At 52.3% G+C, this 24110-nt stretch carries 11 protein-coding genes; 1 reads left to right on the forward strand and 10 read right to left on the reverse strand.

Annotated features, from left to right (window positions below; translation table 11 throughout):
- Positions 1-25 precede the first annotated feature (25 nt).
- From CHL74_RS05990 to CHL74_RS06025, 8 genes are all read right to left on the reverse strand, one after another.
- On the reverse strand, positions 26-1642 hold the full coding sequence (locus CHL74_RS05990) for a RagB/SusD family nutrient uptake outer membrane protein (protein ID WP_094880260.1): 1617 nt from the start codon (positions 1640-1642) through the stop codon (positions 26-28).
- A gap of 49 nt (positions 1643-1691) precedes the next feature.
- Positions 1692-4709, reverse strand: a complete 3018-nt coding sequence (locus CHL74_RS05995; RefSeq protein ID WP_094880261.1) for a SusC/RagA family TonB-linked outer membrane protein — start codon at positions 4707-4709, stop codon at positions 1692-1694.
- Positions 4710-4745: 36 nt separating this feature from the next.
- Positions 4746-6209 (reverse strand): DUF4625 domain-containing protein, encoded by a 1464-nt coding sequence (locus CHL74_RS06000; protein ID WP_254923234.1) that lies wholly within the window; start codon positions 6207-6209, stop codon positions 4746-4748.
- Positions 6210-6521: 312 nt separating this feature from the next.
- Positions 6522-10442, reverse strand: a complete 3921-nt coding sequence (locus tag CHL74_RS06005; RefSeq protein WP_176452180.1) for a hybrid sensor histidine kinase/response regulator transcription factor — start codon at positions 10440-10442, stop codon at positions 6522-6524.
- Between the two features lie 358 nt (positions 10443-10800).
- Positions 10801-11778, reverse strand: coding sequence for a glycoside hydrolase family 43 protein (locus CHL74_RS06010; RefSeq protein ID WP_094880263.1), 978 nt, complete (start codon positions 11776-11778; stop codon positions 10801-10803).
- A 973-nt stretch (positions 11779-12751) separates the two neighbouring features.
- Positions 12752-14218 carry a RagB/SusD family nutrient uptake outer membrane protein gene (locus tag CHL74_RS06015; protein WP_094880264.1) on the reverse strand — a complete coding sequence of 489 codons (1467 nt, stop codon included), beginning with the start codon at positions 14216-14218 and terminating at the stop codon, positions 12752-12754.
- A gap of 42 nt (positions 14219-14260) precedes the next feature.
- Complete coding sequence (locus CHL74_RS06020; protein WP_094880265.1) at positions 14261-17374, reverse strand: SusC/RagA family TonB-linked outer membrane protein; 3114 nt, start codon at positions 17372-17374, stop codon at positions 14261-14263.
- A gap of 497 nt (positions 17375-17871) precedes the next feature.
- Positions 17872-21345, reverse strand: a complete 3474-nt coding sequence (locus CHL74_RS06025) for a T9SS type A sorting domain-containing protein (protein ID WP_141241249.1) — start codon at positions 21343-21345, stop codon at positions 17872-17874.
- 217 nt (positions 21346-21562) lie between these two features.
- On the opposite strand from CHL74_RS06025, the gene CHL74_RS06030 reads away from it, so the two are divergent.
- A complete protein-coding gene (locus CHL74_RS06030) occupies positions 21563-22483 on the forward strand; it encodes a DMT family transporter (RefSeq protein ID WP_094880267.1) in 921 nt (306 codons plus the stop codon).
- A gap of 3 nt (positions 22484-22486) precedes the next feature.
- On the opposite strand, the gene CHL74_RS06035 is transcribed toward CHL74_RS06030, so the two are convergent.
- Together CHL74_RS06035 and CHL74_RS06040 are read right to left on the reverse strand one after the other, a co-directional pair.
- On the reverse strand, positions 22487-23332 hold the full coding sequence (locus CHL74_RS06035; protein WP_094880268.1) for a radical SAM/SPASM domain-containing protein: 846 nt from the start codon (positions 23330-23332) through the stop codon (positions 22487-22489).
- Positions 23333-23339: 7 nt separating this feature from the next.
- Positions 23340-24023, reverse strand: a complete 684-nt coding sequence (locus tag CHL74_RS06040; RefSeq protein ID WP_094880269.1) for a PP2C family protein-serine/threonine phosphatase — start codon at positions 24021-24023, stop codon at positions 23340-23342.
- Between the last annotated feature and the right edge of the window lie 87 nt (positions 24024-24110).

Raw genomic sequence — 24110 nt, forward strand, 5'->3', positions numbered from 1 at the left:
CTCAACTCTCAAATATATCTGTCAATTAATTATATCCCGGATTCTGCTTGATTGATCCGTTAGACATTGTTATTTCTGAGTTAGGGATGGCGAAGAGCAGGTCGCGAGGAGCCTGGAAGTTGATGCCCTCGTTGCTGTTCTCTATCTGGTTGGTTGTCTCGTACGGGTCTGTGGAAGTCTCCATGTTGTACTTAACGAACGAGCCGTTAGGACCGAAGACGTGCTCCATCATTGTCTTGCCGTCGTCCATCTTCCAGCGACGGAGGTCGTCGAGGCGTGTGCCCTCAAGGGCAAGCTCCAGACGGCGCTCTGCACGGATGGCATCGCGAAGCTCCTTACCAGTGGTTGTCACGGCAGAGAGGTGAACACGACCGCGAACCTCATTCAATGCCCACTGTGCCTCGCTGTCATGGCCAAGCTGGTTCTCCACCTCAGCATACATCAGCAGCACCTCTGCATAGCGGAGCAAGCGGATGTTGAGCGGGTTGTGAGCGGCGTCGTACGGACTCGGACGCTTGCCCACGGGGATGAAGAGCTTCATATTGCAACGTCCTGACTTGTGCTTGCTTGCCGAAACGACGTAAGGATTGTCCTCGTTCCATGTCGGGTCGCCCGGCACGTCGGTCTGACCGTCGTGGAGGATGGTGTACTTAAGACGAATCTCATCGCCCTGTGCCTTGAATGCGTTCTCAAGGTCGCTGGTGGGCTGTCCCCATGCCCAACCTGAATCGTCACGCGAACCTACCACTACAGAGTAGCGCTCGCCAAGACCGTACTGTGTGTCGTCGAGTGTCTGAATCTCGAAGAGGCTCTCGTCGTTGTTGTTATAGTCGATGTTCCATACCTTGCTGAAGTCGTCCATGAGCTTATACTCCGGTGTCTGACCAGCGAAAGAGCCGCGGCAGCAGAGCTCCTGAAGCACCTTCTCTGCCTCCTCGTAGTTGCCCGAGTAGAGGTAAGCCTTGGCAAGGAAGCCCAAGGCAGCGCCACGTGTGGCATGACCTACGTCCTTAGGATCCTGCTCCGAACGTGAAGGAAGGTCGACAGCTGCCTCCTTAAAGTCCTTCACAATCTGTGCGTATGTATCCTCCTTAGACGCACGCTCTACGCCCTGCACCTCTGAAGGCATCTTCAGCGACAGCATGATGGGCACACCGCCGAAGTTCTTAACAAGGTCGAGATAATAGAAACCGCGAAGGAACTTGGCCTCAGCGACAAGACGCTTCTGCACCTTCTCGTCATTAAACTTAATCTGCGGAATCTTTTCGATGGCGATGTTACACTGTGTGATGCCCTTATAGCGATACTGCCAGAAGTTCTGGCAGGCATTGCCAAGATCGATGGTGTTGCCAGTGAACATACAAGCCACGCGATATTCGCCCGGATCCTGTGTGGTGTTGCCCATCCAGCAGTCGTCGGTGGTGATGTTGCAGAGGTTATAGAACTTGTAGATCTGCCACCAGTCGCGACCGTCGAGGAAGTTGTAGCAGCCGGTTATCTGCTTGGCACACTCCTCTTCGGTGGTGAAATAGTTGGTCATGTCCTGCTGACCACGGATTGGTTCGTCAAGGAAATCCGAGCATGAGGTCAAGCCCATTGAGAGAGCCGACATCAATGTCAAACCAATGATATATTTTTTCATAATCTATATGCTTGTTTTATTGTTATTACACATTATATATATAATAGTCTTAGAAGCTCATGTTAACACCGAAGAGGAAGGTGCGCGGGTTAGGATAGCCGCTGTAGTCGATACCTGCCTCTGTCACGCTCTTACCCATTGAGGCTGTCTCCGGGTCGGCTCCTGAGTAGCCAGTGACGGTGAAGAGATTCTGTGCCGAGAACGACAGACGGAGGTTGAGCTTGTTACTGAACCACTCCTTAGGCAGTGTGTAGCCAATCTGGAGGAGCTTGCAGCGGAAGTAAGAACCGTCCTCTACGAAGAAGTCGCTTACGCGCTTGTAGTTCATGTTAGAGTCGTTGGCAGAAAGACGGGGGAATTCTGCTCCCTTGTTGTCCGCACGCCATGTCTTGTCGTATGTGCCGGCATATACATTCTGACCGCCTGTACCTGCATAACGACCTCTGTTGAGGTTGTAGATGTCGTTGCCGAATGTGCCGTAGAAGTTGGCCACGAAGTCGAAGCCCTTGTAAGCGGCATTGAGGTTTACGCCCATCATGAGGTCAGGGAACGGATTGCCGATGTTGGTCTTGTCGTTCGAGTCGATCACACCGTCGTGGTTGCGGTCGACAAAGCGGAGGTCGCCGGGCTGTGCATTGGGCTGAAGAGCCGTGCCGTGCTCGTCGGTGTACGACTTCACCTCTGTCTCGTTCTGGAATATTCCGTCAGTCTGATAACCGTAGAACTGGCTGAGCGATTCGCCAGCAGCGTTGCGTACAATCCAGTCGCCAGAGAAACCGCCGGTCCAGATGTAGTCGCCGTTAAGCTTGACGGCCTTGTTTCGCACCTGCGAGAGGTTTACGCCGATGCCGTAAGTGAAGTCTGAGACGTGGTCGTTCCAGTTAATGCCGAGTTCCCATCCGGTGGCCTTCATCTCACCTACGTTCTCCCACATCTGTCCGTTCCACATCGGATAACCGAGCACGAGGAGGTTGTCCTTCTTCATGAGCATGTCGTGAGAGGTCTTGTGGAAGTAGTCGGCTGTGACCTTCAAGCGGCTCTGAAGCAGAGCAATGTCGAGACCTACGTTCCAGTCCTCCACGGTCTCCCACTTAAGGCTGGAGTTGCCGATGCCTGAGACAGTAGAACCGATGTCGCGGATAGGTGTCTGTCCGAATACGTAGTCCGTTGTACCGATGGAGCTGAGATAAGCCGAATTGTCAATGTTCTGGTTACCAACCTTACCCCAACCTGCACGTATCTTGATGTCGTCGAAGACCTTCTGGTTCTTCATAAACTCCTCACCGGTAAGACGCCATGCAGCAGAAACAGAGGGGAATGTAGCCCACTTGTTGTCCTTCGAGAACTTTGACGAACCGTCCACACGGACCGTAGCAGTGAGGTAATACTTCTCATCGTAGTTATACATCACACGACCGAGGTAAGAGATGAGCGATGTGAAGGTGTCAGTACCAGTGGCAGCCGGATTCTTTGTTCCTGAGCTCGGATAGCGCAGCGACGGGTCGTTGTTGGGGATGTTCTCCGAGTAAGCCTCTGCCCAGTAGTCCTGGAAGCGCTCCATGGTGTAACCGCCCATGAGGTTGACGTTGTGCTTCTTTGCGAAGGTGTTCATATAGTTGACGGTGTTGGTCCAGTTCCAGTCCACCCAGTTCTCCATCTTACGCTTGGCGTTGTTGTTGTCGTTCTTCTCAAGGTTGTCGATGAAGAAGTCCACGTTGTACGTATCTGTACGGCGGAAGCGGGCGTTCATGCCGAACTGTGAACGAACGGTCAGTCCCTTAATCGGAGTAAGGCTGATGAACGGTGTGGCGAGCAAGCCGTATTCGCTTGCGCCCGAGTCCATACGATACATCTTAGCCACCGGGTTATGCTCCTCGTTGTTGTGCGAACGGGCATAATTGTTATAGGGATTGCTGGTCCACTCGCTCTTGTCAAGCATCACCGGAGTGGTGGGGTCCATAGATATGATGCCACCGATAAGGTCGGGCGTGTCGTCCCACTGCTCGTAACGCGGAGTGAAGTCGATACCTGCCTTTACAATCTTATTGAAGTTATACTCTGTGGAGAAGCGTGCAGAGAGCTTCTGCCACTGTCCCACCTTGTACTGAGAGTCCTGCTTGTAGTAGCCGATGCTACCCGAATAGATCAGCTTGTCCGTACCGCCTGAAAACGAGAGGTCGTAGTTCTGCTGTACAGCCACGTCGTTAAAGCACTCCTTCCACCAGTCTGTATAAACCTCGTCCGTGCCCTTGAACGGCGAAACATTGCCGTCGTTAACGTAGCGTGCGTCAAACACTTTCTTGTATTCCTTCGAGTCTGCCATCTTCTGCTTGGCAAGAGTCTGAAGACCGACGGTGGCAGAAGCGTTGAACTTAGCCTCGCCCTTCTTGCCCTTCTTAGTGGTGATGAGCACCACGCCGTTGGAAGCTCGCGTACCGTAGATGGCTGATGCAGAAGCGTCCTTGAGCACCTGCATGCTCTCGATGTCGTTCTGATTGAGGAAGTTGATGTTGTTGCCTACGGGCATTCCGTCAACAACGTAGAGCGGATCTGATCCGTTAACGGTGGTGACACCGCGGATGATGACACGCGGAGAAGCACCCGGACCGCCGGCTGTGCTCACCTGCACACCGTTGACCTGACCCTGAAGGGCTGTCATTACGTTACCCGTAGAGAGCTTGTCCAGCTTGTCACCCTTGATGGCTGAGATGGAGCTGGTGAGGTCGCTCTTCTTCACCTGACCGTAACCGATGACCACCACCTCATTGAGGTCGTTGGCATTGTCCTTCATCACTACGTTAACCAGTGTGCGGTTGGCAACCTTCACCTCCTGCTTAGCCATACCAACGTAGGTTACTACGAGTGTGGCGTTCTTGTCTGCGTCGATGGTATAGTTGCCGTCGATGTCGGTAACGGCACCTTTCTCCGAGCCTTTCACCTTAACATACGCACCGATAACGGGTTCGTTCTTATCGTCCACCACCTGACCTGTCACCTTCACTGTCTGTGCATTGGCTGCAAGCACAAGAGAAGAGGCCATGGCAGCTACCATATATCTTTTGTTCATCTTATTGTTGAGTTTAGGATTATAATAATAGGGTATTTATTTCACGAGTGTAATACGAGAGCGCAGCAGGCTGTAGTCGAACTCCATGAGGTATGTGCCAGAGGTCTTCACCTCCACTTCCTTCATGTTTTCGCCGCCGTTGAGCACGTTCTTCTCGTTGCCTTCCGAACCGTCAAAGCGCCAGTAAGGCTCCGGCCACCAGCCCCACCAGTGTGTGGCGCTAATCGTGAAGCTGACCTTGTCGCCTGCTCTGAGCTTCATCTCACGATAGAGGCGGTAGGGATTCTTCTTGTCCTGATTGAGGATAAAGGCATTGTCGTTCTGATTGGTTGTCCATGACGGAGTGTCAGGCAGACCCGAACCTGCAAGACAAATCATGAACGGCTGTGCACCAGCTCCGTCGTTATAGTCCTTAGTCTGCGATCCGTCCACTACGAGCTTGGCTGTAGCTGGTGTGTATTCCTGAACGTCGTAGTCGCCGGTAACGGTGTTGAACGTAATCTCGTAGTAGCCTACCTTGTCGAGAACGATAGGCTTAGCCTCGCTCGGGCTGCTCGTAAGCAGACCGGTGCTCTCGTCCACGCCGAAGCAGATAGGCTCAAAGTCGGTGGGCTGCGGAACGAAGCGTACGCCGGTGCCAGCCTTCTTATTATAGTAGAGCGCCTTATACTTATACTCGCCTACGTGGTCGATAAGCATCGGCACACCGTAAAGGTCGCTGGTAAGCTCGGCAGCAGTCTCGACATCTGCAAGATACATCTTCTTGAAGTCGGGCAGCTCGCTTACGTTGATGACGCTGTTGGTCTCTGTCTTGTTGCCAAGCGCGTCATACACTCTGACGGTCATCATATAAGAAGTCTCGGTTGTGGGCATATCATACACCTTCTTAAGCTGGTATTCGGTGCCGCTGATAAGTACGGAGTCGTTGATGTGGAGTCCGGGGATGTCCACCACGATGCTCTGCAACTTCTTATTGTCAGTAACTGTGGCATTGAGCGAGAGCTTGGGATTCTGCACCAGAACGGTCAGCTCAGGCGAAGGAGCCGCTGTGAAGATAGGATCTGTGAAGTCGCCGTCACCCGACACCTGAATGGTCTGTGTGGTGGTTCGTCCTCCGACGTCCTCGACGGTCACTTCCAACGGGAAGCTGGTGTCGTCGGTCCAGTCAGACGCAGGTGTGTATGCGTAAGAGAGATTGTAGTCGTGAAGGAGTGAGTCTGAATAGATCTCAAGAAGATTGATGGTCTTGTCCAGGAGCATACCCTCGCTCTTCAGTCGGACAGACTTCAGACCGTCGGCATCCTTCAACGTTCCTTCAATGTTAAAAGTACGTCCAGGTTCAACCTGAAGATGATTGGTCTTAAGAGACAATGTCGGCGCCTTACCGTCCACGGTGGGATAGTCGTCAGTGTCATCGCCGCACGACTGGAATGCTAAACCAATCACGGGAGCTACAGCCATAAGCATGACTGTGCGAAGAGAATTTGGCTTAAATGTCATAAATGCTGGGTTTTAAGTTTTTAATTATTGTAAAATTCTTTATTTAGGCTTTGTCATTTCGCTCTGTCTGTCATAGAGCCTTAACAAGTAGGTTCGCAGTCTTCGCTGCTTTGTTTCTGCCGCAAAATTACAATAAAGGGATAACAAGAATGGGGTGTTTTTAGTTCAAAAAAGGGGGATTTCTCGTAAATCGTAAAAAAAAGTATAAAAACGAAAACCACCCTTAAAATTAAATAGTTGAGAGTTGAGGATTGAGAGTTGACATATCATAACTTTCAATTCTCAACTCTCAACTTTCAACTCTCATCTGCCTCACAAGCTCTGCACATACTGCTTCGGGGTCATATTCATCTTGCGCTTGAAGAGCTGTCGGAAGTTCTTGATGTCGCCGAAGCCACACATCTCCGCCACTCTCACCACGTTGGTCTGACCCTCCTTGAAAGCCTGCACAGCCTTGTAGATCTTATAGTCGTTGACAAATTCGATGAGGGACATGCCGGTCATCTGCTTCAGTTTCTTGTAGAGCGTGGAATGACTCATGGCGAGTTTCTCCGCCAGGAAGTCCACATTGAAGTCAGGATTGCCGATGTTGTCGTCTATTATCTCGCGACAACGCAGCAGGAACTTCTGCTCTTCCTTCGTGTACGTGCGCTTGCTGCTTGCGAGATCGGCGGTCAGCGAGGCGGCGTCGCCCTCGGCTATGAGGCGGTCAATGCGGACACGCAGTAACTTCAGCGATACAGGCTTCGTGAGGAAGGCGTCGGCTCCTGCGTCGTAAGCGGCGATGCGTTCCTCTTCGGAGGTCTGGCCGGTGAAGATTATCACCTTTATGTGCTTCAGCTTCTTGTCCTCGCGCAGGGCACGCAGGAATCCCAAGCCGTCGAGCTGCGGCATCATCATGTCACACACGATGATGTCCGGCAATGAGGCGGCAGCCATGCGCAGACCCTCTTCGCCGTCGTATGCCTTCAGCACGCGGAAGTCGCTGACGAGGTTGCGCTCGAGCAGCGCCACCGTCTCACGCTCGTCGTCAATCAGGAGTATGGAGTGAGTGGCTGTAGGGTTCTCCTTCAGGGGAGCCGTACCAGGCACTGCTTCCGGCTCTTCTTCGTCTGCAAGCACAGTCTGCGTGGGTTCCAGAGTGCCCGTTGTCAATGCCTCTGTCTTGTCAGCGTCAGCCTCCACAGCGGGCTCTTCTATTACTGCCTCCACAGCGGGCACATCTTTCACAGCCGCTGCCACATCCTTGTCAGCCGCAGTCTTCGGAATGTAGAACGAGAAGTCGGAACCCTCGTTCACTTCGCTCTCAAGATGCATCTCGCCGCCGTGCAGCTCCACAAGAGTCTGGACGAAGGAAAGTCCGATGCCGTCGCCCTTGCTCTTCGCCTGACCACGGCTCGTGCGGAAGAAGCTCTCAAATATCTCGGTGCGTGCCTCGGGCACGATGCCGATGCCGTCGTCCTTTACGGAGAACACCACGCGGTCGGGACAGTCGGTGACGGTAAGCACCACGTGTCCGCCCTTGTTGGTATACTTATACGCATTGGATATGAGATTGTTCAGACACATCTCTATCTTCTCTCCGTCCATCTTCAGCAGGACGGGCTGCTTGGGCAGGACGGTGCGGAAGGCGATGTGCTTCTGGTCGAGCAGGTCGTCGTAGTCGCCGGCAAGGTTGCCTACAAAATCCACCACGTCTATCTCCTGACGCTTCACCACCAGCTTGCCCTTGTCAGCCTTGCGGAAGTCTATGGCCTGACTGATGAGCTTGTTTATCTTCATGGCGCTGCGGTGCATGGCCATAAGGTAAGCCGACGGGACGCTCACTACAGACTGCTTGCGGTCAATAAACTCCTCCAGCTGGGCGGCAATGAGAAAGACGGGGGTGCGCAGTTCGTGCGTGATGCTGGCGAAGAACGTCATCTTGGCATCGTCCAGCTTGCGCTGGCTCTCCTTCTCCACCTCAGCCAGCTCCATGCGGTGGCGCATCTTCAGCATTCTGAGGTAGAGGCGGAAGCTGGCATACACTACGCCGATGACCATCAACAGCCACAGCGTCTTCGCCCACCACGTGAGATACCACGGCGGGAGAACCGTAATGCGAAGCACGGAGGCACTGGTCCAGCGACCCGTAAGGTCGGTGCAGCGCACGAGAAACTCATAAGTGCCGGGAGGCACGTTGGTGTAGCTGACCTCGCGTCGGTCGGTCATCTCATTCCACGTTTCCTCCATTCCCTTAAGGTAATACGAGAAGTGGAGCGAGCGGGGGGCGCCATATTCGGGCACCGAATAATGTATGGTGAAATAGTTTTCGTGGCAGCCGAGCGTCACCTCTCCCTCGCTGTTGCTGCCAAGATTAACGGAGCGGCCCTCTGCCACGTCCAGCCTTCCGAGACTGACGTCCTTATAGAGCGACTTGTGATGCAGCGGCACGTCGTCAGCAAAGACCAGTCCTTCTACGGAACCGAAATAATAACGTCGTCCGTCATAATAGCAGGCACCATAATTGTATGCCATCGGTATGGAATTGTCGAGGTCGCGGCGCATGAACGCCTTGTTCTCGGGATAATATATGTAGAGTCCGTTGTTGGAAGAAAAGACCATATAGCCGTGGCGCGACTCCACAATACCCGTGACGATGATGCTGCCAAGTCCGTGTTCTGTTAGTCCGGTGAGCACCTTGCCCTGCGGCTCGTCTATGCAGCACGGCGCCTCATAACGGAACGACACCCATACCCTACCCTTGCTGTCGGCATACACATAGCGCACCCTGTCGTTGGGCAGACTCATGCCGGGCGTGGACATATTGTAGTGCTTCACGGTGCGAAGCGTGCGGCTGTCTATCTTGTAGACACCGTTGTCGTTGCCTAACCAGATGTAGTTGCCGCTACGACAAAGCGACTGGCAGAGCGAACCGACAAACTCGCGCACAACACGAAACTTGTGTGTCTGCTTGTTGAAGACGAAGAGGTCGCGGCCGCCCACCCAAATATTGCCGTTGCCGTCGTCCACGATGGTCCATACCACGTCGCCACGGTTGCTGACAAGCGGGATGGGATAATTGGTGATCTGATGTGTGGCGATGTCGAAGGCCGAGAGGCCGTGGTTATATACAGCCATCCACACCGTGTGCCGGTCGGCTGTCATAGAGACGATGTTGTCGCCCCAAAGCTGGCTGTTATGCGAAGTGTAGGTGGAGAGGCTGCGTCCGCTGAGCGAATAGACTCCCATGCCGCCGCCGTCCATACCTATATATATATTGTCGCCCTGCGCTGCCACAGCCGCCACGATGTTATACGGCAGCGTGCCAGCCTGCTCAGAAAGCGAAGCGAAGATGTCGCGGTGGTCACTGTAGAGGGTAAGGCCCTTGCGGTAAGAACCTATCCACAGATTGCCGTTACGGTCGGGCAGCAGCGAATAGATGGCATCGCCGCAAATCCGCGCGTTTTCCTCCGTGATAAGACGGTCCATTCCGTTACGGCGCAATATCACGCCATGTCCGTCCGTAGCAAACGCCACACCGCCTTCATAGTCGCACGCCATCTTAAGGCTTGCCGGCACCGGCTCTGCCGCCACGCTCAGCTTTCCGCCCATCACGTCGAAGGCCTGCCCCGGCTCGTCCACTCCCCTGCCCACATACAGCCGGCGTGTGTTGCGGCAGTAGCTGGCATTGTACATGTTTGACGGACTTGGCTTCAGACTCACGCGCGACAGCACACGGCTGCCGTCAGCCGAAAGCACCGCCACACTTCCTCGCATCACGGCAAACAGACAGTCGCCGTCAGAGGCAATGGCCTGAACCGGCGCACCGGTGGCTACGCCATGGAAGCGGGCTTCACCTATGGCAGAACGATAGATATGTCCGTCATCGTCCACAACGAACACGCTGCTCTTGGTCTTAGTCAAAGAAATAAAGGAATGACAAGTCTTTCGCAGTCCTATTATCCGGCAGCGACGGAAGCGGATGTCGGAATAACTGTAGAAGTCGACACCGAAGTCAGCGGCAACGTACAGTCCCGTGTCAGTGGACAGCAGGCTGTGCACGTTATTGTTGGATATTGTGGTGGTGGTGGTGTTGGTATTGCTGTAGCGAAACAACGTGAAGAACAATCCGTCAAACTGGGCAAGTCCATTTGTGGTACCTGTCCATACGAATCCACGATTGTCCTGAGCAATACAGTTGATGGTGTTGTCGGGCAATCCCTGCTTGATATCAAAATTGCTTGTACGCATTTGGGCTACAGCCGAATGTACGAACAAGACAATACATAGCAGTAATAAAAGAAGGCGTTTTCTGTATATCATCTTACGTTTTTAGGCTTAACGACAACAAAATTAAGAAAAAAATCGCCAACTAAGAATTAAAAGAAGAACTATTCACGCCTAACGAGGAATTTACAAGCAGAAAAGGCAAACTCATTTGTAATATCACCGATAAACAGGAATTTATCTAACGAAGTTGAGAGTTGAGATTTGAAATTTGAGAGTTATGATTACCTTATTAAGTATATTATAATCAATATGATTAACTATCATACATATCATAACTCTCAACTCTCCATTCTCAACTCTCAACTAAATAAACTGCAATTTACCTAAACGCTTTCTTCAGCCTTTTCAGCTCCTTCGGCGTTATCTGAATGACGGTGCCGTGACGGGGCGTGAAGGCTCCGGTGGTCTTTGTGTCTGCCACCCAGCGGAAAGTGCGGAGATCTTCGCTACGCGTAAACTGATAATGTCCTGACATATAGCAGTCATACATCAGGCACCAGCCGCCACCGATGAGCGGGAACACACCGGCACCCTCCACATTATCCTTCGTCTGCTCGCAGAAACCGTCGAGCAGCGTCCATGAAGCCGTGTCGTGAAGGTCGCGGAAGACATACTGGCGGATGCCCTTGTGAGCACCCTCCTGCTCAGTCTTGAAGAAGAGATGATACTCGCCGTTACAGTCCTGCACGATGTCTGTGTCAATGGCAGGAGCATGGAAGTCGAAGAGCACCTGCGGTTCGCCTTCGAGGTCAGAGAAGTCTGCATTGGCATAAACCCAATATACGCGGTCGTAAGGAATGGTGCCATCGTTGGTGAGGAGCGAGAAGTAGACCATATACTTGCCAGCCTTCTCGTCGTAAATGGTCTGCGGCGCCCAGACACGTGTGACGTTGGCAAAGTTCTTACCTGCATACTTCTCAGGGAAGTGTACGGTATGGTGCTGCCAATGTATGAGGTCGCGCGACTTTAGGAGCACGATGCCACGATTGCTTGCCCATCCCAGTGAAGACCGCATGTCAGTCACCACCATGAGATACTCTCCGTCCTTCGTGCGGAGGATGTGTGGGTCGCGGACGCATCCCGTACGAGCGATGCTGTCAGACGACACCACCGGCTTGCCGCCGTTCAGCGGAGTATAATTGAATCCGTCATCGCTGACTGCATACGATATCTGCTCCTGATGAGGATCGTTGCCGGTGAAATACACGAACAGATACTTGTTGCGTGCGCCGGACGTTACTACTGCCGAGAACAGAGTCACGGCAAGGAATAAAAATCTGAGTAATTTGCTCTGCATTCTTTTTAATAAGGTTATAGGTTTTTAATTTCAAATGCAAAGTTACAGCATAAAACGACAACACAACGGACTATTATCGTTCAAAAAAGGGCATTTTTCGGTGAAAAGAAGTATTTTAGGCAGGGCTTTGACAAAAACCTTTCTCCACATGCCTTTTGTTGTCACACCCTTCGGGTTCATGATATAGTTTGGCGAATGGGATTTACGAGAGCATTGCTCTCGACACCCATCCTCCAAACTATACCATGAGTGATGCCGAAGCATCACTGTGCCAACAAAAGGAAAAACATAAAAAACACAAGGTTACACAGTAGAAGTTGTGTCAAAACTAAAGAATTACACGTCATATTGTATTATAATGTTGTTTTATATAACCTTGTGTTTTTCTTTGTTTTTTCCGATTATGGGTGCGTGCTGTGCACAAATAAAAGGCTTTACGTTAGGTTGTCGAGAACTGGTTCTCGTAAAACCTAATGTAAAGCCTTTTATTTAAATCCGATAGGATTTGCGCCCATAAGCGGATTGTGGAGAAAGGTTTTTGTTAAAGCCCTGCCTATTCGGACGGCACGCCGTCCGACACAATATTTGCATTTCTAATGCTCAATACTCCTCGTTCAGCGCACAAAGAAATCCTTGGTGCGAAATTCGCGAGTTTTGAGCGTGCAGCGATAGTGTGCTGATATATAGCCGATTATGCGGTCAGGACGAAAAGTGTGCAAGGGATAACGAAGCCAAACAAGCATCTTTGGGTTGCAATAGTGCCACTTTTACACACCAATAGTGGCACTATTGCAATACAAAAGCGCCACTTTTACATACCAATAGTGGCACTATTGGAGTGGAAAAGAGGCGTTTCTTGTATATTATGGGGGCAAAAACGTTGCAAAACACCATAAAAACCGCTTCAGAAATCTCTAAAAGCGATTTTTATTTTGTAACATGTTTTTACCGTTTGTACGATATTTGCATTCAATTAATCCCTCTCCGGCAATCCGTCTTCCCATCCTGTGTTCTGGTCCTTCATGAAGCCGGCGTTAATCTCGGCAGCCGGAATGGGGAACACGAAGTTGGCGGGACGGAAGGTGGTGCAGGTACCTGCCATCACGGTGACGGTCTTGTCCAGACGGCGAGCCTCGCTGTAGAAGTGGCCCTCGCCGAGGAACTCGCGAGTGTTCTCCTTCCAGATAAACTCAAGGAGAGCGTCCTTGTCCGTCGGAAGCTTCGAGAGGTCGCACGAACCGTCCTCAGCGGCATACTGCGAGTCGCGCTTGGCAGTATAGCCTACATACTTCTGCGCTTCAGAGATGTTGCCGTTGCGGGCCTCACACTCAGCGATGATGAGCGCCATCTCCGACTTGCGGAAGATGGGGATGTTGCTCGTGGCCTGCGACGACTCGATGCCCTGCCACTTCATTGATGCGGGCGAATTGCCGTTCACTTCGCCGATGAGCTGAGTGCGCACGTCGGTGTCAGAGAAGAAGCTCTGACCGTAGGTAGACACCTTGCCGTAATACGATCCCCACAGCGTGTTGAGGGCGTTGGCGGAGAGGTTGTCGTCCGTGGTCTTCGAGAGAGTGAAGATGTCCTCGTCCGAAGGATTGAGCGATGCCCACATTGTCAGGTAAGTCTCGTTGTTGGGTGTGAGGTCGGTGTATGTGGCGTTGCCCTTGCCCTTAAGCTCGATGGCTTTCTTTGCTGCAGCCTCAGCGTCAGCATAGTTGCCCATGTAGAGGCAGACGCGAGCCTTGAGCGCATAGATGGCTGCCTTGTTGAGGAAGAAGTACTGCAGCGAAGGGCTGCCAGCCTCCTCGTTATACTCAAGCGCCTTTTTGATATCGTCAAGCATGAAGCTGTAAGTGTCGCCGAGCGAAGCACGTGTGGCATTCTGGAAAGCCTCCACCGGCTGGTCCTTCACGATGGGCAGACCCTTCTGGTCAGCGCCCTTGCTGTAGGGATAGCAGAAATACTGCGTCATCGTAAAGTAAGCCAAGGCACGCAGGGCGTAACACTGCGACACATTATAATATATGGTGGCCTTGTCGTCGTCGCTCATATCCGGATTGGCAGCAAGCAGGGCGTCGGCACCGTTGATGGTGCGCACAGCTGCATCCACCACTTTAAATCCGTACAGCCAGATGCCCTCCATCTCTTCGTCGGTGTCAGACACCGACCAGTAAGAAACGGAATAGAAATGTCCTGAGGACGCACTGCCGTTGGCAAGTCCGCCGGCGAAGTCGCCGAAGGCAATGGCATAATTGCCGAGGAACGGATAATAGGCAAGGGTCTGATAAGCACCTGTTGTGCCATTAGTCACGTCCTGCACCTTATTGAATGCATCGGCAGTGTCGACATTCTGCTGCAACTCCGTGTCGAAATCACAGCTCGACACCGCCAACGCAAGAGAGAGAACGATTGATAACTTATATAGTATTTTCTTCATAATGATCTGTTAATTTATACATTCAACTCTTTCATCAAAACATCAGAATCCCAACTGTACGCCGAACACTACGGAACGTGCAAGCGGATAGTTCCACCACTGGACGCCGTTGGCACCCACGCCTGAGGGATCGAAGCCACGATAGTCGCTTGCCGTCCATGTGTAGAGGTTCTCGGCGTTGACGAAGAAGCGGGCGTTGTCAAGACATACTGTGCGCAACCATTCCTTCGGCAGCGAATAGCCGAGCGAGAGTGAGCGGAGCTTCAGGTAGCTTCGGCTCATGAGGAAGCGTGAAGAAGCCTTGTTGGCATAGCTGTCATCGGTGGAGAGGCGGGGCACATCGGTGATGTCGCCGGGCTTCTGCCAGCGGTTTTCATACACGTACTGCGTGTAGTTCTCGTAGAACGACGAACCTATCTGCTCGTCATAGCGCAGGTTGTCGCCGAAGATTTTGCCACCAAGAGAGTAGTTGAACTGGAACGAGAAGTCGAGTCCCTTCCACTTCAGCGTGTTCTGAATCGAACCGAAGAACGACGGGTTGGCGTCGCCGAGGTAACGCTTGGCAGCCTTGTTGTAGTTGGTTGTGGTCTCGTCGCCTGTCTCGTTAAGATACCAGAGAGCCTCGCCGGTCTGCGGATCCACTCCTGCATACTCCTTCATCTTCCACTGATAGAGCGGACGTCCTGCCTCCGTGATAGAGATGGAGCCTTCGATGGGATCGTCGGTAGACAGCTTCAGCACCTTGTTCTTGTTGTGCGAACCTGTGAGTGTGAGGTTCCAGTACCAGTCTTTGTTCTGCAAGATGTTTACGCCTACGGAGAACTCTACGCCCTTGTTGGAGAGCGAACCGATGTTCTTGTAGTATTCAGACAGACCGGTCAGATAGCTCACGGGCACGGCGAACACCATGTCTGTGGTCTTGTGGCTATAGTAGTCGAAGGTGAGGAACACGCGATTGAAGAGCGTAGCGTCAAAGCCAACATTGAACTTACCCGTCTTCTCCCACTTCAGGTCGGCAGAACCGAACTGCTCGTGACGCGAACCCGGCTGGCCGGCGTAGTTATATCCGTAGCCGTAGATGTCACGGGCAACAATCCATGAGTAGTAGTCGGCATCGGTATGGTCGCCCACATCCTGATTGCCCGTGGTACCATAGCTGGCACGGAGTGTGAGGTCAGTAAGCCATGACTTTGTAGGCTCCATGAATTTCTCCGACGAAACGCGATACTTGCCACCCACTGACCAGAACGTAGCCCAACGGTTGTTCTTGCCGAAGCGTGACGAACCGTCTGTACGCCATGAGGCAGAGACGTAGTACTTGTTGTCATAATCGTACTGGAGGTTGGAGAAGAACGAACCGAGCACGAGGTTATACTTGGCTGTTGTGGCTGCCGACGGTGTGGAAGCAAGGCTCACCTCGAAGAGATTCTCCACGGGGAAGTTGCTTGCGCCAAGCTGTGACGACGCCACGCTGGTCTTCTGACCCTCCTGTCCGACGAGCACGTTGAGGTGGTGGTCGCCGAACGACTTGATGTAGTTGAGCGTGTTGGTGATGGTAAGGAGCGTGCGTGTGTTGGTGAACTGCTCGCCCCTACCGTTCATGCTGGCTCCCTGCGGATTGAGGAACGACCAGAAACCGAATTCCTTTACGTGATAGAGGTCGAGTCCGCCCTTCGTCATCCATGTCAGCTCAGGTGTGAGATTGAGCTGAACGTAAGGCGAAATGACAGCCTGATACTGTGTGGCTTTGTTCTTGTCGCCGTCCTTAGAGCGCAGAGCCACGGGGTTATATCCCGTCGTTGTGTCCTCGTTCCAGTCGCCGTTGTCGGTATAGACGCCTGTAAGCGGATTCATCATATACACCTGTGTGAGCGGATCGTTGTAGTAGCCGCCGCCCGTTCCGTTGTTGGTCTCCGAATAGCTGAAGTTGGTATTGATGCCATACTTCACCAAGCGTGTGGGCTGCTGGTCGAGATTGAAACGTAGGGTGTGGCGCTTCAGGTCCCTACCCTTCATAAAACTCTCGTTGGAGAGATAGTTGTACGAGAGATAGAAGGTTGGTGCGGAAGCGTCCTTGGCACCGGAATTGATGTCGAAGCCATACTCCTGGATGAGACCCTTGCGCGTAATCTCCTTCATCCAGTCGGTGGACTTGCCCGTGGAGCGATACTTGCTAACCCATCCGCCGGTGTACCAGTCATAGAAATCCTCGGCTCCCTGCTGGTCATAGCTCAGTCCCAAGCCGTAAGCCTCGTTGTAATAGCCGAAGGTGGAGCTGGCTCCGTTCTCCTTATACGAGTTGAGCAGCGCCTCGGTGGCAAGCTCGATGTTCTGCTCCGCATTGCAGAGCTTATAGTTGTTGGTATATGAAGGCAACGATTCCCAACCGAGCTTGGCTGTGAAATTCACCTTCGTCTTGCCCTTCTGACCATGCTTTGTGGTGATGACGATGACGCCGTTGGCAGCACGCGAACCATAGATAGACGTAGCGGTGGCGTCCTTCAGCACGGTGATGCTCTCGATGTCGGCAGAATTAAGATTGGCAAGCGGCGACAGCTCCACACCCTCACTCATACGTGCGCCCACCGGGTCGGCATTAAACGGAATGCCGTCGATGACGTAAAGAGGCTGTGTGCCGGAGTTGATGGAGTTTCGTCCACGAATAAAGATGGTCTGAGGAGCGCCCGGCTGACCCGATCCGGTGCTGAGCTGCAAGCCGGGGACGGTGCCTTCAAGCGACTTTATGGGGTTGGCGTCGTTGCGCTTGTCGACAAGATTCTTGCTTATAACCGATGCGGCACCCGTGAAAGCAGCCTTACGTGTAACGCCATAACCCGTCACGACAACTTCGTCGAGGCTATGTTCGTTGGACGTAAGCTTAATAACCATATTGTTGCCCTGAATGCGCACCGTCTTGTCGTCCATTCCGATGTACGATACCTTTAGCTCTTTCTGTCCCGCAGGTACGGAAAGCGAGAAGTTGCCGTCGGCATCAGTCACTGTGCCGACACTGGTTCCAGCCACGCGGACAGTGGCGCCAATCACTGGCTCGCCGTCGTCCTGCGATACCACCTTTCCGGTAAACTGCGACTGGGCAAAGGCTACGCCTGCCACAAGCAGCTGGCTTGCAAGAATTGTCGATAGTCTTTTGTTCATCTAAAACAATCTTTTTAATAATAAAACATCTAATTTTCCTAACTCTCTATTATTTAGCTGCAACTACATACATTATTAATTGCAACTATAAATAAACGCATAAACATACACGCGTCGTATGTATAAATATGCTTTTATCCTTATTTCTCTATTCTTTTCTTTGCATTAGCCTACACCTTACAGGCTACAATATACATAATAAGTATCGTAGTAAAAGGGCATAACAAGCCCTATATATGTCTTTCGAAATGTAACAATTATTCTGTTTACGCTTGCAAATTTAAATTATTTACCCAAATTAGCCAAATATTAATACGTTTTTGTTGGTTTATTTCAACAAAAGACAATATTTCGTAAGCGAACAGACAATGGTAAAATGATGACGAAATATTATTAATATAGAAGAAAGATGAAATAAAGCATAAATATGCAGAAACACAATGAAAATGAGGGTGTGCATACTATGTTTCTATGCACACCCTCATAAAAGCCCAGCCTTACTTGATCTGCACCTTATATGTGCTGATGCTGTCGGCTGTTATCATCTTTATTACGTATACGCCGGGGGCGAGTCCGCTGACGGCTTCGGCTGGGGTGGCTTCTGCCTTGTCAGCCACTACATGACCGGCGATGTCGCAGACTACGATGCGGGCGGGGGCTGACGGGATAGCGTCAATGCCGGTTGCCACGGTGTTGTGTACGGCGAGAGCCACGTACTTGTCGGCGGCACCACGCGATGTGAGGCGGACGTAAGCCTCGTGGACGCCTTCGTCAGAAGAATGGAACGAGACGGTGAATGAGCCGCCGTCTGTGCCGAGCTCTGTAGTAGAGAGCTTGAACTTCGATCTGTTCGGACCGCCAAGCTTCAGCTTCACCGGCTCGGCAAGGTTCTCTGTCGTCACGCTAATTTCGTCAGAAACAGCGTCCTTGTCCACCACTGCGTTGTAAGCAAGCAGCGATGTGCTGGTGCGGATGACGGGGATGTCGGTGCGACCGTAGGTCACGTCGTCGATGTAATATGTGGCAGAGTTGAGCTTGCCACGTGTTCCTGTGAAGCGGAAGCCCATGAACATCACGTCAGGAAGATCGTAATCGCGGAGGTCGAGATGATACTCATACCACTCGCCGCTCTCGTCCTTCGTGCAAGGCATATTCATTTCGATGGGCTGAACGTAAGGTTTGCCGTCCTCCATGTCTATATAGCACAGCTCCATCTTGTCCGTCTGGTTGTCCTGCAGATAGTCGCCGCGAACACGGAAGGTGAACATCTTGGATGTGGCGTTCTTGAAGTCGAGAGCCGGTGTTACGAGCATTGTCTGCATCGGAGTCTCGTCGCCGTCTGCCACCTTCGAGTCGTAAGCTGTGGCCTTAGCCACATACTCACCTGCTGACTCGTCCTCCTCGGGGAACGTATAGCCCCACCAAGCACGCTTGCCTGTCAAGGCGCTGTTGGTCCAAGCTGCGATGTGCAGCGGAGTGTTGCGTTCTGATACGTTGTCGAATGTCTCGTTGAGAAGCGTCACGGGAGAAGCTGTGCTGAGCACAAACTCGTCGCCCTCCGTTTCAGGATCGGTCTGCGAGCCTTCCGTTGCCACACCCTCGATGGGCAGCACGATGTCTTCCATGCCGAGAGCTGAGATGATGAGAGCGTTGGTGTATGTTCCGGCTGCAGTCGGAGCGAATGTCACCTTCACGACATTCTTCGAAGCCTTCATCAGCATGGTGTTGTTCACGCGGAACGCACCGGGACTCTGAAGCGCAATCTTACCGAAGTCGGGCAGACCGGATGTGGTTATCTCAAGAGTCTGCTCCTGTGTCTCGTCCACCTTGGCTGTGAACTGTTCCAATGCAGTGGGATTGAATGTAGCTGTAGGCGGATTCTGTTCGTCAATGGCGTAAGCGTTTATGACGATGCTCTTCGAGAGTTCGGGCAGAGACGGGCAGTCGATGGAGAGATAAGCCTTATGCTTTGCCACGGTTGTGGGAGTGTAGCTCACGATGATGTCGGTCTCGCTTGTTCCCTTTGCGATGCTCTCAACGGAAAGTCCGAACTGATTGCTTCCCGCACCGGTCAGCTCCAGCATGATGGGAGCAGGCATATTCTTGGCAGATACGTGTATCTTGGCAGCCTCTACGGTCTTGCCCACGAAGCCAGCCACCATCTCAACGGTTGTCGGCGTCACCTCAAACGAGGCTGGTCCCTGCGGCTCCATTACGGTCATGTCCTCTGCGCCACGCGGAGCGATGATAAGCTGTGTGGCGGAAGCGGAGGTAAGGATGCCAGTCAGTTCCACGTCGTCCGTAGGAATGGTCTTGCCGATGAGCGTTGTGTTCTTGAAGATGCGCACCTTTGCCTCATCATTGCCGTCAGTTACGACGGGCTGCTTCATGCCTTCAGCAAAGACAGCGTCCTCTGTCACGTCCTTAAACTTGACGCCCGTCACCTTCACCACCTTCTGTATGTAGTTCTCAGGCGCAGCCTTCATCTCAGCCAATGTTGCCTCCACAGGCTCCACGGTGTTGCCTTTCGACAATACCTTGCCAAGGTTGCTGTTGAAAGCCACGGCGCTGAGTGTGCCGAACGACTTCTGCAAGCCGAAGATGAAGCCGGTTATGCGGTCGCCAGCCTCTACATTAAGGTCGGCAGGCAGCACGTCAAACTCGTCTACCAAGAAGATGCCTCCCGTTTCGTCCTGCAAGTAATATGTGGGATGGCTTGCACCCTTGTCCACGTACGTAACCGTAGCCTCACCCGAATAGCGGTAAGTGAGGCCGTCTTCCTCGTTCTCGCTATAGAGCTGCTTGATGGTGGAAATGTTGTTAGGCGAGTATGCCTCCCACGAGAGGTTTATCACGATGTCGTCCACGCCCTCGCCCTTGAGCGTCAGCGTGGCGTTCTGCTCACCTTCAGTATATACCACATGCACGTTGAGCTTGGCTCCGTCGCCGCTCATCACGTCGTCCTTGGAGAGCACGTCAGGCGTGACGGTCACGGCAGGAGACGACGACTCTACGGTGATGTCGCCCTTAAGGTTCTCTCCCGTAACGATGATGTCCTCGCTATATTCGTCACCAGTATATACCGAGCCCAATACCATGGTCTTCTTCGATACCTTCAGCACGGGCTTGGTGTCTTCGCCCTGACTGCCGAAAAGACCCGCGTAAGAGTCGCTCACACGTACGGAAGCCACGTTCATCACGGGTGCCGTCGTGGAGGCGTTGGTGCCCTGACGCAGTTCCAGTCCCTGCAAGCCGTAGTTCTTAACGCCGCTACCGGTATGGTTCACGCCGTCGATGACAGCGCTCGGTGTCTCAGGCTCGGTCTTGAGGCTGGCAGGATTGACATAAAGATATACGTTGTCCATACCTTTGTCCACAGCGTTTATCTCATAACGCATCACCACGAGGTAAGTCTGACCGAGCTTCAGCGGCTCGGCGGCAAACACTGGGCTGGAAGCGCCACGCTCCACGCCAATCTTCACCTCGTCAGCATTGTCTGCGGGAGCGAAGAACACGCGACCCAACTCTGTGGGGGATATGCCTTCTGCGATGACCGACTTCTTGGTTCGCGGCTCAAGCGCCAAAGAATAGACATTGCCCTTCGGACACGCCTCCACATTGATAAGGGCTGAGAAATATACGTTTCCTTCCTTTATGCCCTCATCGTTGTCGGTGAATCGCACGTGCAGGTCCTCAGCGCTCTTTGTGGCACCGAGGCGCACGCTCTTGCCGTCCGCCTTCTCATAATAGCCGGGATAAGTGAGCGGGGTGCCCACCACCTGAATGGGGTCGACAGTCTGTGAGCCATAATGCACCCATCCTCCCTGGCCATGAAGATTGCCTTCAGGATAATCAAAATCATCACGAAAACTGATCTGCGCCGCCACCTTCGACGGCAACACGAAAAGACCTATCAGCAGCAGGGCCAGCCATGCCGCCATCGTCTTACTAAAAGTTAATAAATGCCTCATGAAATTGATCTTTAAGTTATAATAATGTTGTTATTTGTTGAAAGCGCATAGATAATTTGCAAAAATACGTATTTTCATACAAATCAACAACAGAAGCATAAAAGAAATACTAAAAAAGCGCACAATTTGTTTAATTAAGTGTTTTTTGCGTATTTCTTTATTTATTATTAATTTTGCACATTCCAAAACGAGATACATCAAACAATAAAAACACTTTATGGATAACAAGAAACAACCCCTTATCGCACACCTTTGTATGCTTTGCGCCGGCACCTTCTGGGGACTCATGGCGCCTATAGGAAAGGACGCCATGCTACACGGCATTGACGGTTTTGACCTTGTCAGCTTCCGCGTTCTCGGCGGAGCCATATTGTTCTGGCTTACATCCTTGTTTACGAAGAAAGAGCATGTGCCCGTGAAAGACATCCTGCTCTTGGGAGTCGGCGGACTCTTTGCCCTGGTCTTCAACCAGTGCTGCTACACCATCGGCCTCAACATGACGTCGCCAAGCAACTCCAGCATCATGACCACGTCAATGCCAATCTTCGCCATGATACTCTCCTTCTTCATCCTTAAAGAGCCTATCACATTTAAGAAAGCCGGTGGCGTGTTGCTCGGATGTGCAGGAGCGGTGATAATAATAACCACAAGCGCCACGTCGGGCAATGCCAAAGTGGGCAACATCTGGGGCGACCTGCTCTGTATGTCTGCACAGTTTTCGTGGGCGCTCTACCTTGCCTTCTTCAAGCCATTGGCACAGAAATACTCGCTCTTCACCGTCAACAAATGGATGTTCACGTGGGCTACGCTGCTGATATGGCCCTTCACGCTCGGTCATATCACGGACATCGACTTCCCCAACGTTCCTATGAGCACATGGTGGGAAACCGGCTTCGTGGTGTTCTTCGGCACTTACCTTAGCTACATCTGCGTAATCATCGGACAGAAGACGCTGCGCCCGACCGTGGTAAGCGTCTACAACTACGTGCAGCCCATCGTGGCGGTCAGCGTAAGCGTAGCCATAGGCTTGGCTGTCTTCAAGGTGACACAGGCATTAGCCGTAGTATTGGTGTTCTCGGGAGTCTGGCTTGTGGTGAAATCCAAGTCAAAGCGAGACATAGAAAGAGTTAGGAATTAGGAGTTAGGAATTTTTCCTAAACCTCTTCGATACGGCGGAATAGCCGCAGCGCTGGCATAACGGTTCCACGGCGGCGTGACGGGTGAACCCTTCATAAAGGGCGCGGGCTCGGGGCGATGCGAGGATTTGCTCCAGGCTTTGCTCGTACAGATTGCCCAAGGGCATGTCGCCGTTGTGGTCCAGGCAGCAGGGCACGACTGTTCCGTCGACGAGGACTCCGATCTGATTGCGCAGCGCATAGCAGAACACTTCCTCCTCATCATACACCTTATGCTGCAGGTCGGGCCACTCAAACATATTGTCATTCTCAAGGAACAGATTGTCCGCGAGTTTCCATCCGTCGTGTCTCTCCGTCCAGGGGCGCGGCTGATGTTCGGCAATAAGATTCAGAATGGTCTGGTTCTGGCTGTTGTGTCCGCCTTCGTTCCAAAGGCGCAGCACGATGATGCAGCCACGGCGGGCAGCCTCCATGGCGAACGTCATCACCTCGCCGATGTACTCTCTGAGGTCAGCCTTGCCGTTGCCCTCATGCGAATGGAGCGAAATCTGCACCTTGTGCGGCAGCTCCTCCAGCATATCGGTGCGACGGGAGAGCAGCGTGCCGTTGGTGGTAAGCACGGGCGTGAAGCCCTTCTCGCGCGCCATCCGCACGAACTGCGGCAGCTGGGGATGGAGGAAAGGCTCGCCCATAAGATGAAAATAGAGGAAGCGGACCTCACCCTTAAGCCGTGAGGTCAACACATCAAACTCTTCCAAAGTCAGCGTATGCTTCGCCCTATCGGTCTTAGGACAAAACACACAATCGAGGTTGCATACATTAGTTATTTCAAGATAGCATCTGGTTATCATGTCCTGTTTATTCCACCTCTATAAGTATAGCCGTATAGTTGTCATCTCCGCGTGTTTCGCAGATTTTGTCGTATTCGTTTATTATTTCTTCCAAGGGCTTGTCTTCAGCCATAAGCGTCAGTAGGGTTTCGTCCTTCATGCTCTTGTGCAGTCCGTCGGAGCAGAGCAGCAGACGGTCGCCAGCTTGCAGACTGAACTGTCTGACGTCCGGCACAGCCACGTCGGAGCGATAGGAGAAGAAGCATTTGGCTATTACCTCCCAACCGAAGTCCAGTCTGATGTGGTCCTGTGTCTGATAAAGCAGTCCGTCGCCCGGTCTTAGCAGGTAACAGCGGCTGTCGCCCACATGGGCTATGGTCACATTGTCCTTCTCAATGCTTGCCATCACCATTGTCGTGCCAATCTGCGCATGTCCTAACTGGTCCGACTTGCTGTCGATGGCAACGCTTGCTTTCTTACAAGCCAGCCCCACTTTTGTGGTGCAGTCGACGGTGGCAGCATATTTCTCCCAATACTTCGTAATGGCGTTACACACCGTTTCGCTTGCCACCTCTCCGCAGTAATGTCCGCCCATTCCGTCGCATACGATGCCCATGAAGCGATCCTGCTGCGGCATATCCACCACCTGGAACGTATCCTCATTGTTGCTACGTCTGCCCGTTTTGCTTATCGTTGCATATTTAATTTTCATATCTTACTCCTTTTATTTCATTAATCTATCATAAGCTTAGTCTGTAAATACACGTGCAAATATAGAGAGATTTTATTGATGGTCAAA

This window comes from Prevotella sp. 885, from assembly GCF_002265625.1.
Classification (GTDB): domain Bacteria; phylum Bacteroidota; class Bacteroidia; order Bacteroidales; family Bacteroidaceae; genus Prevotella.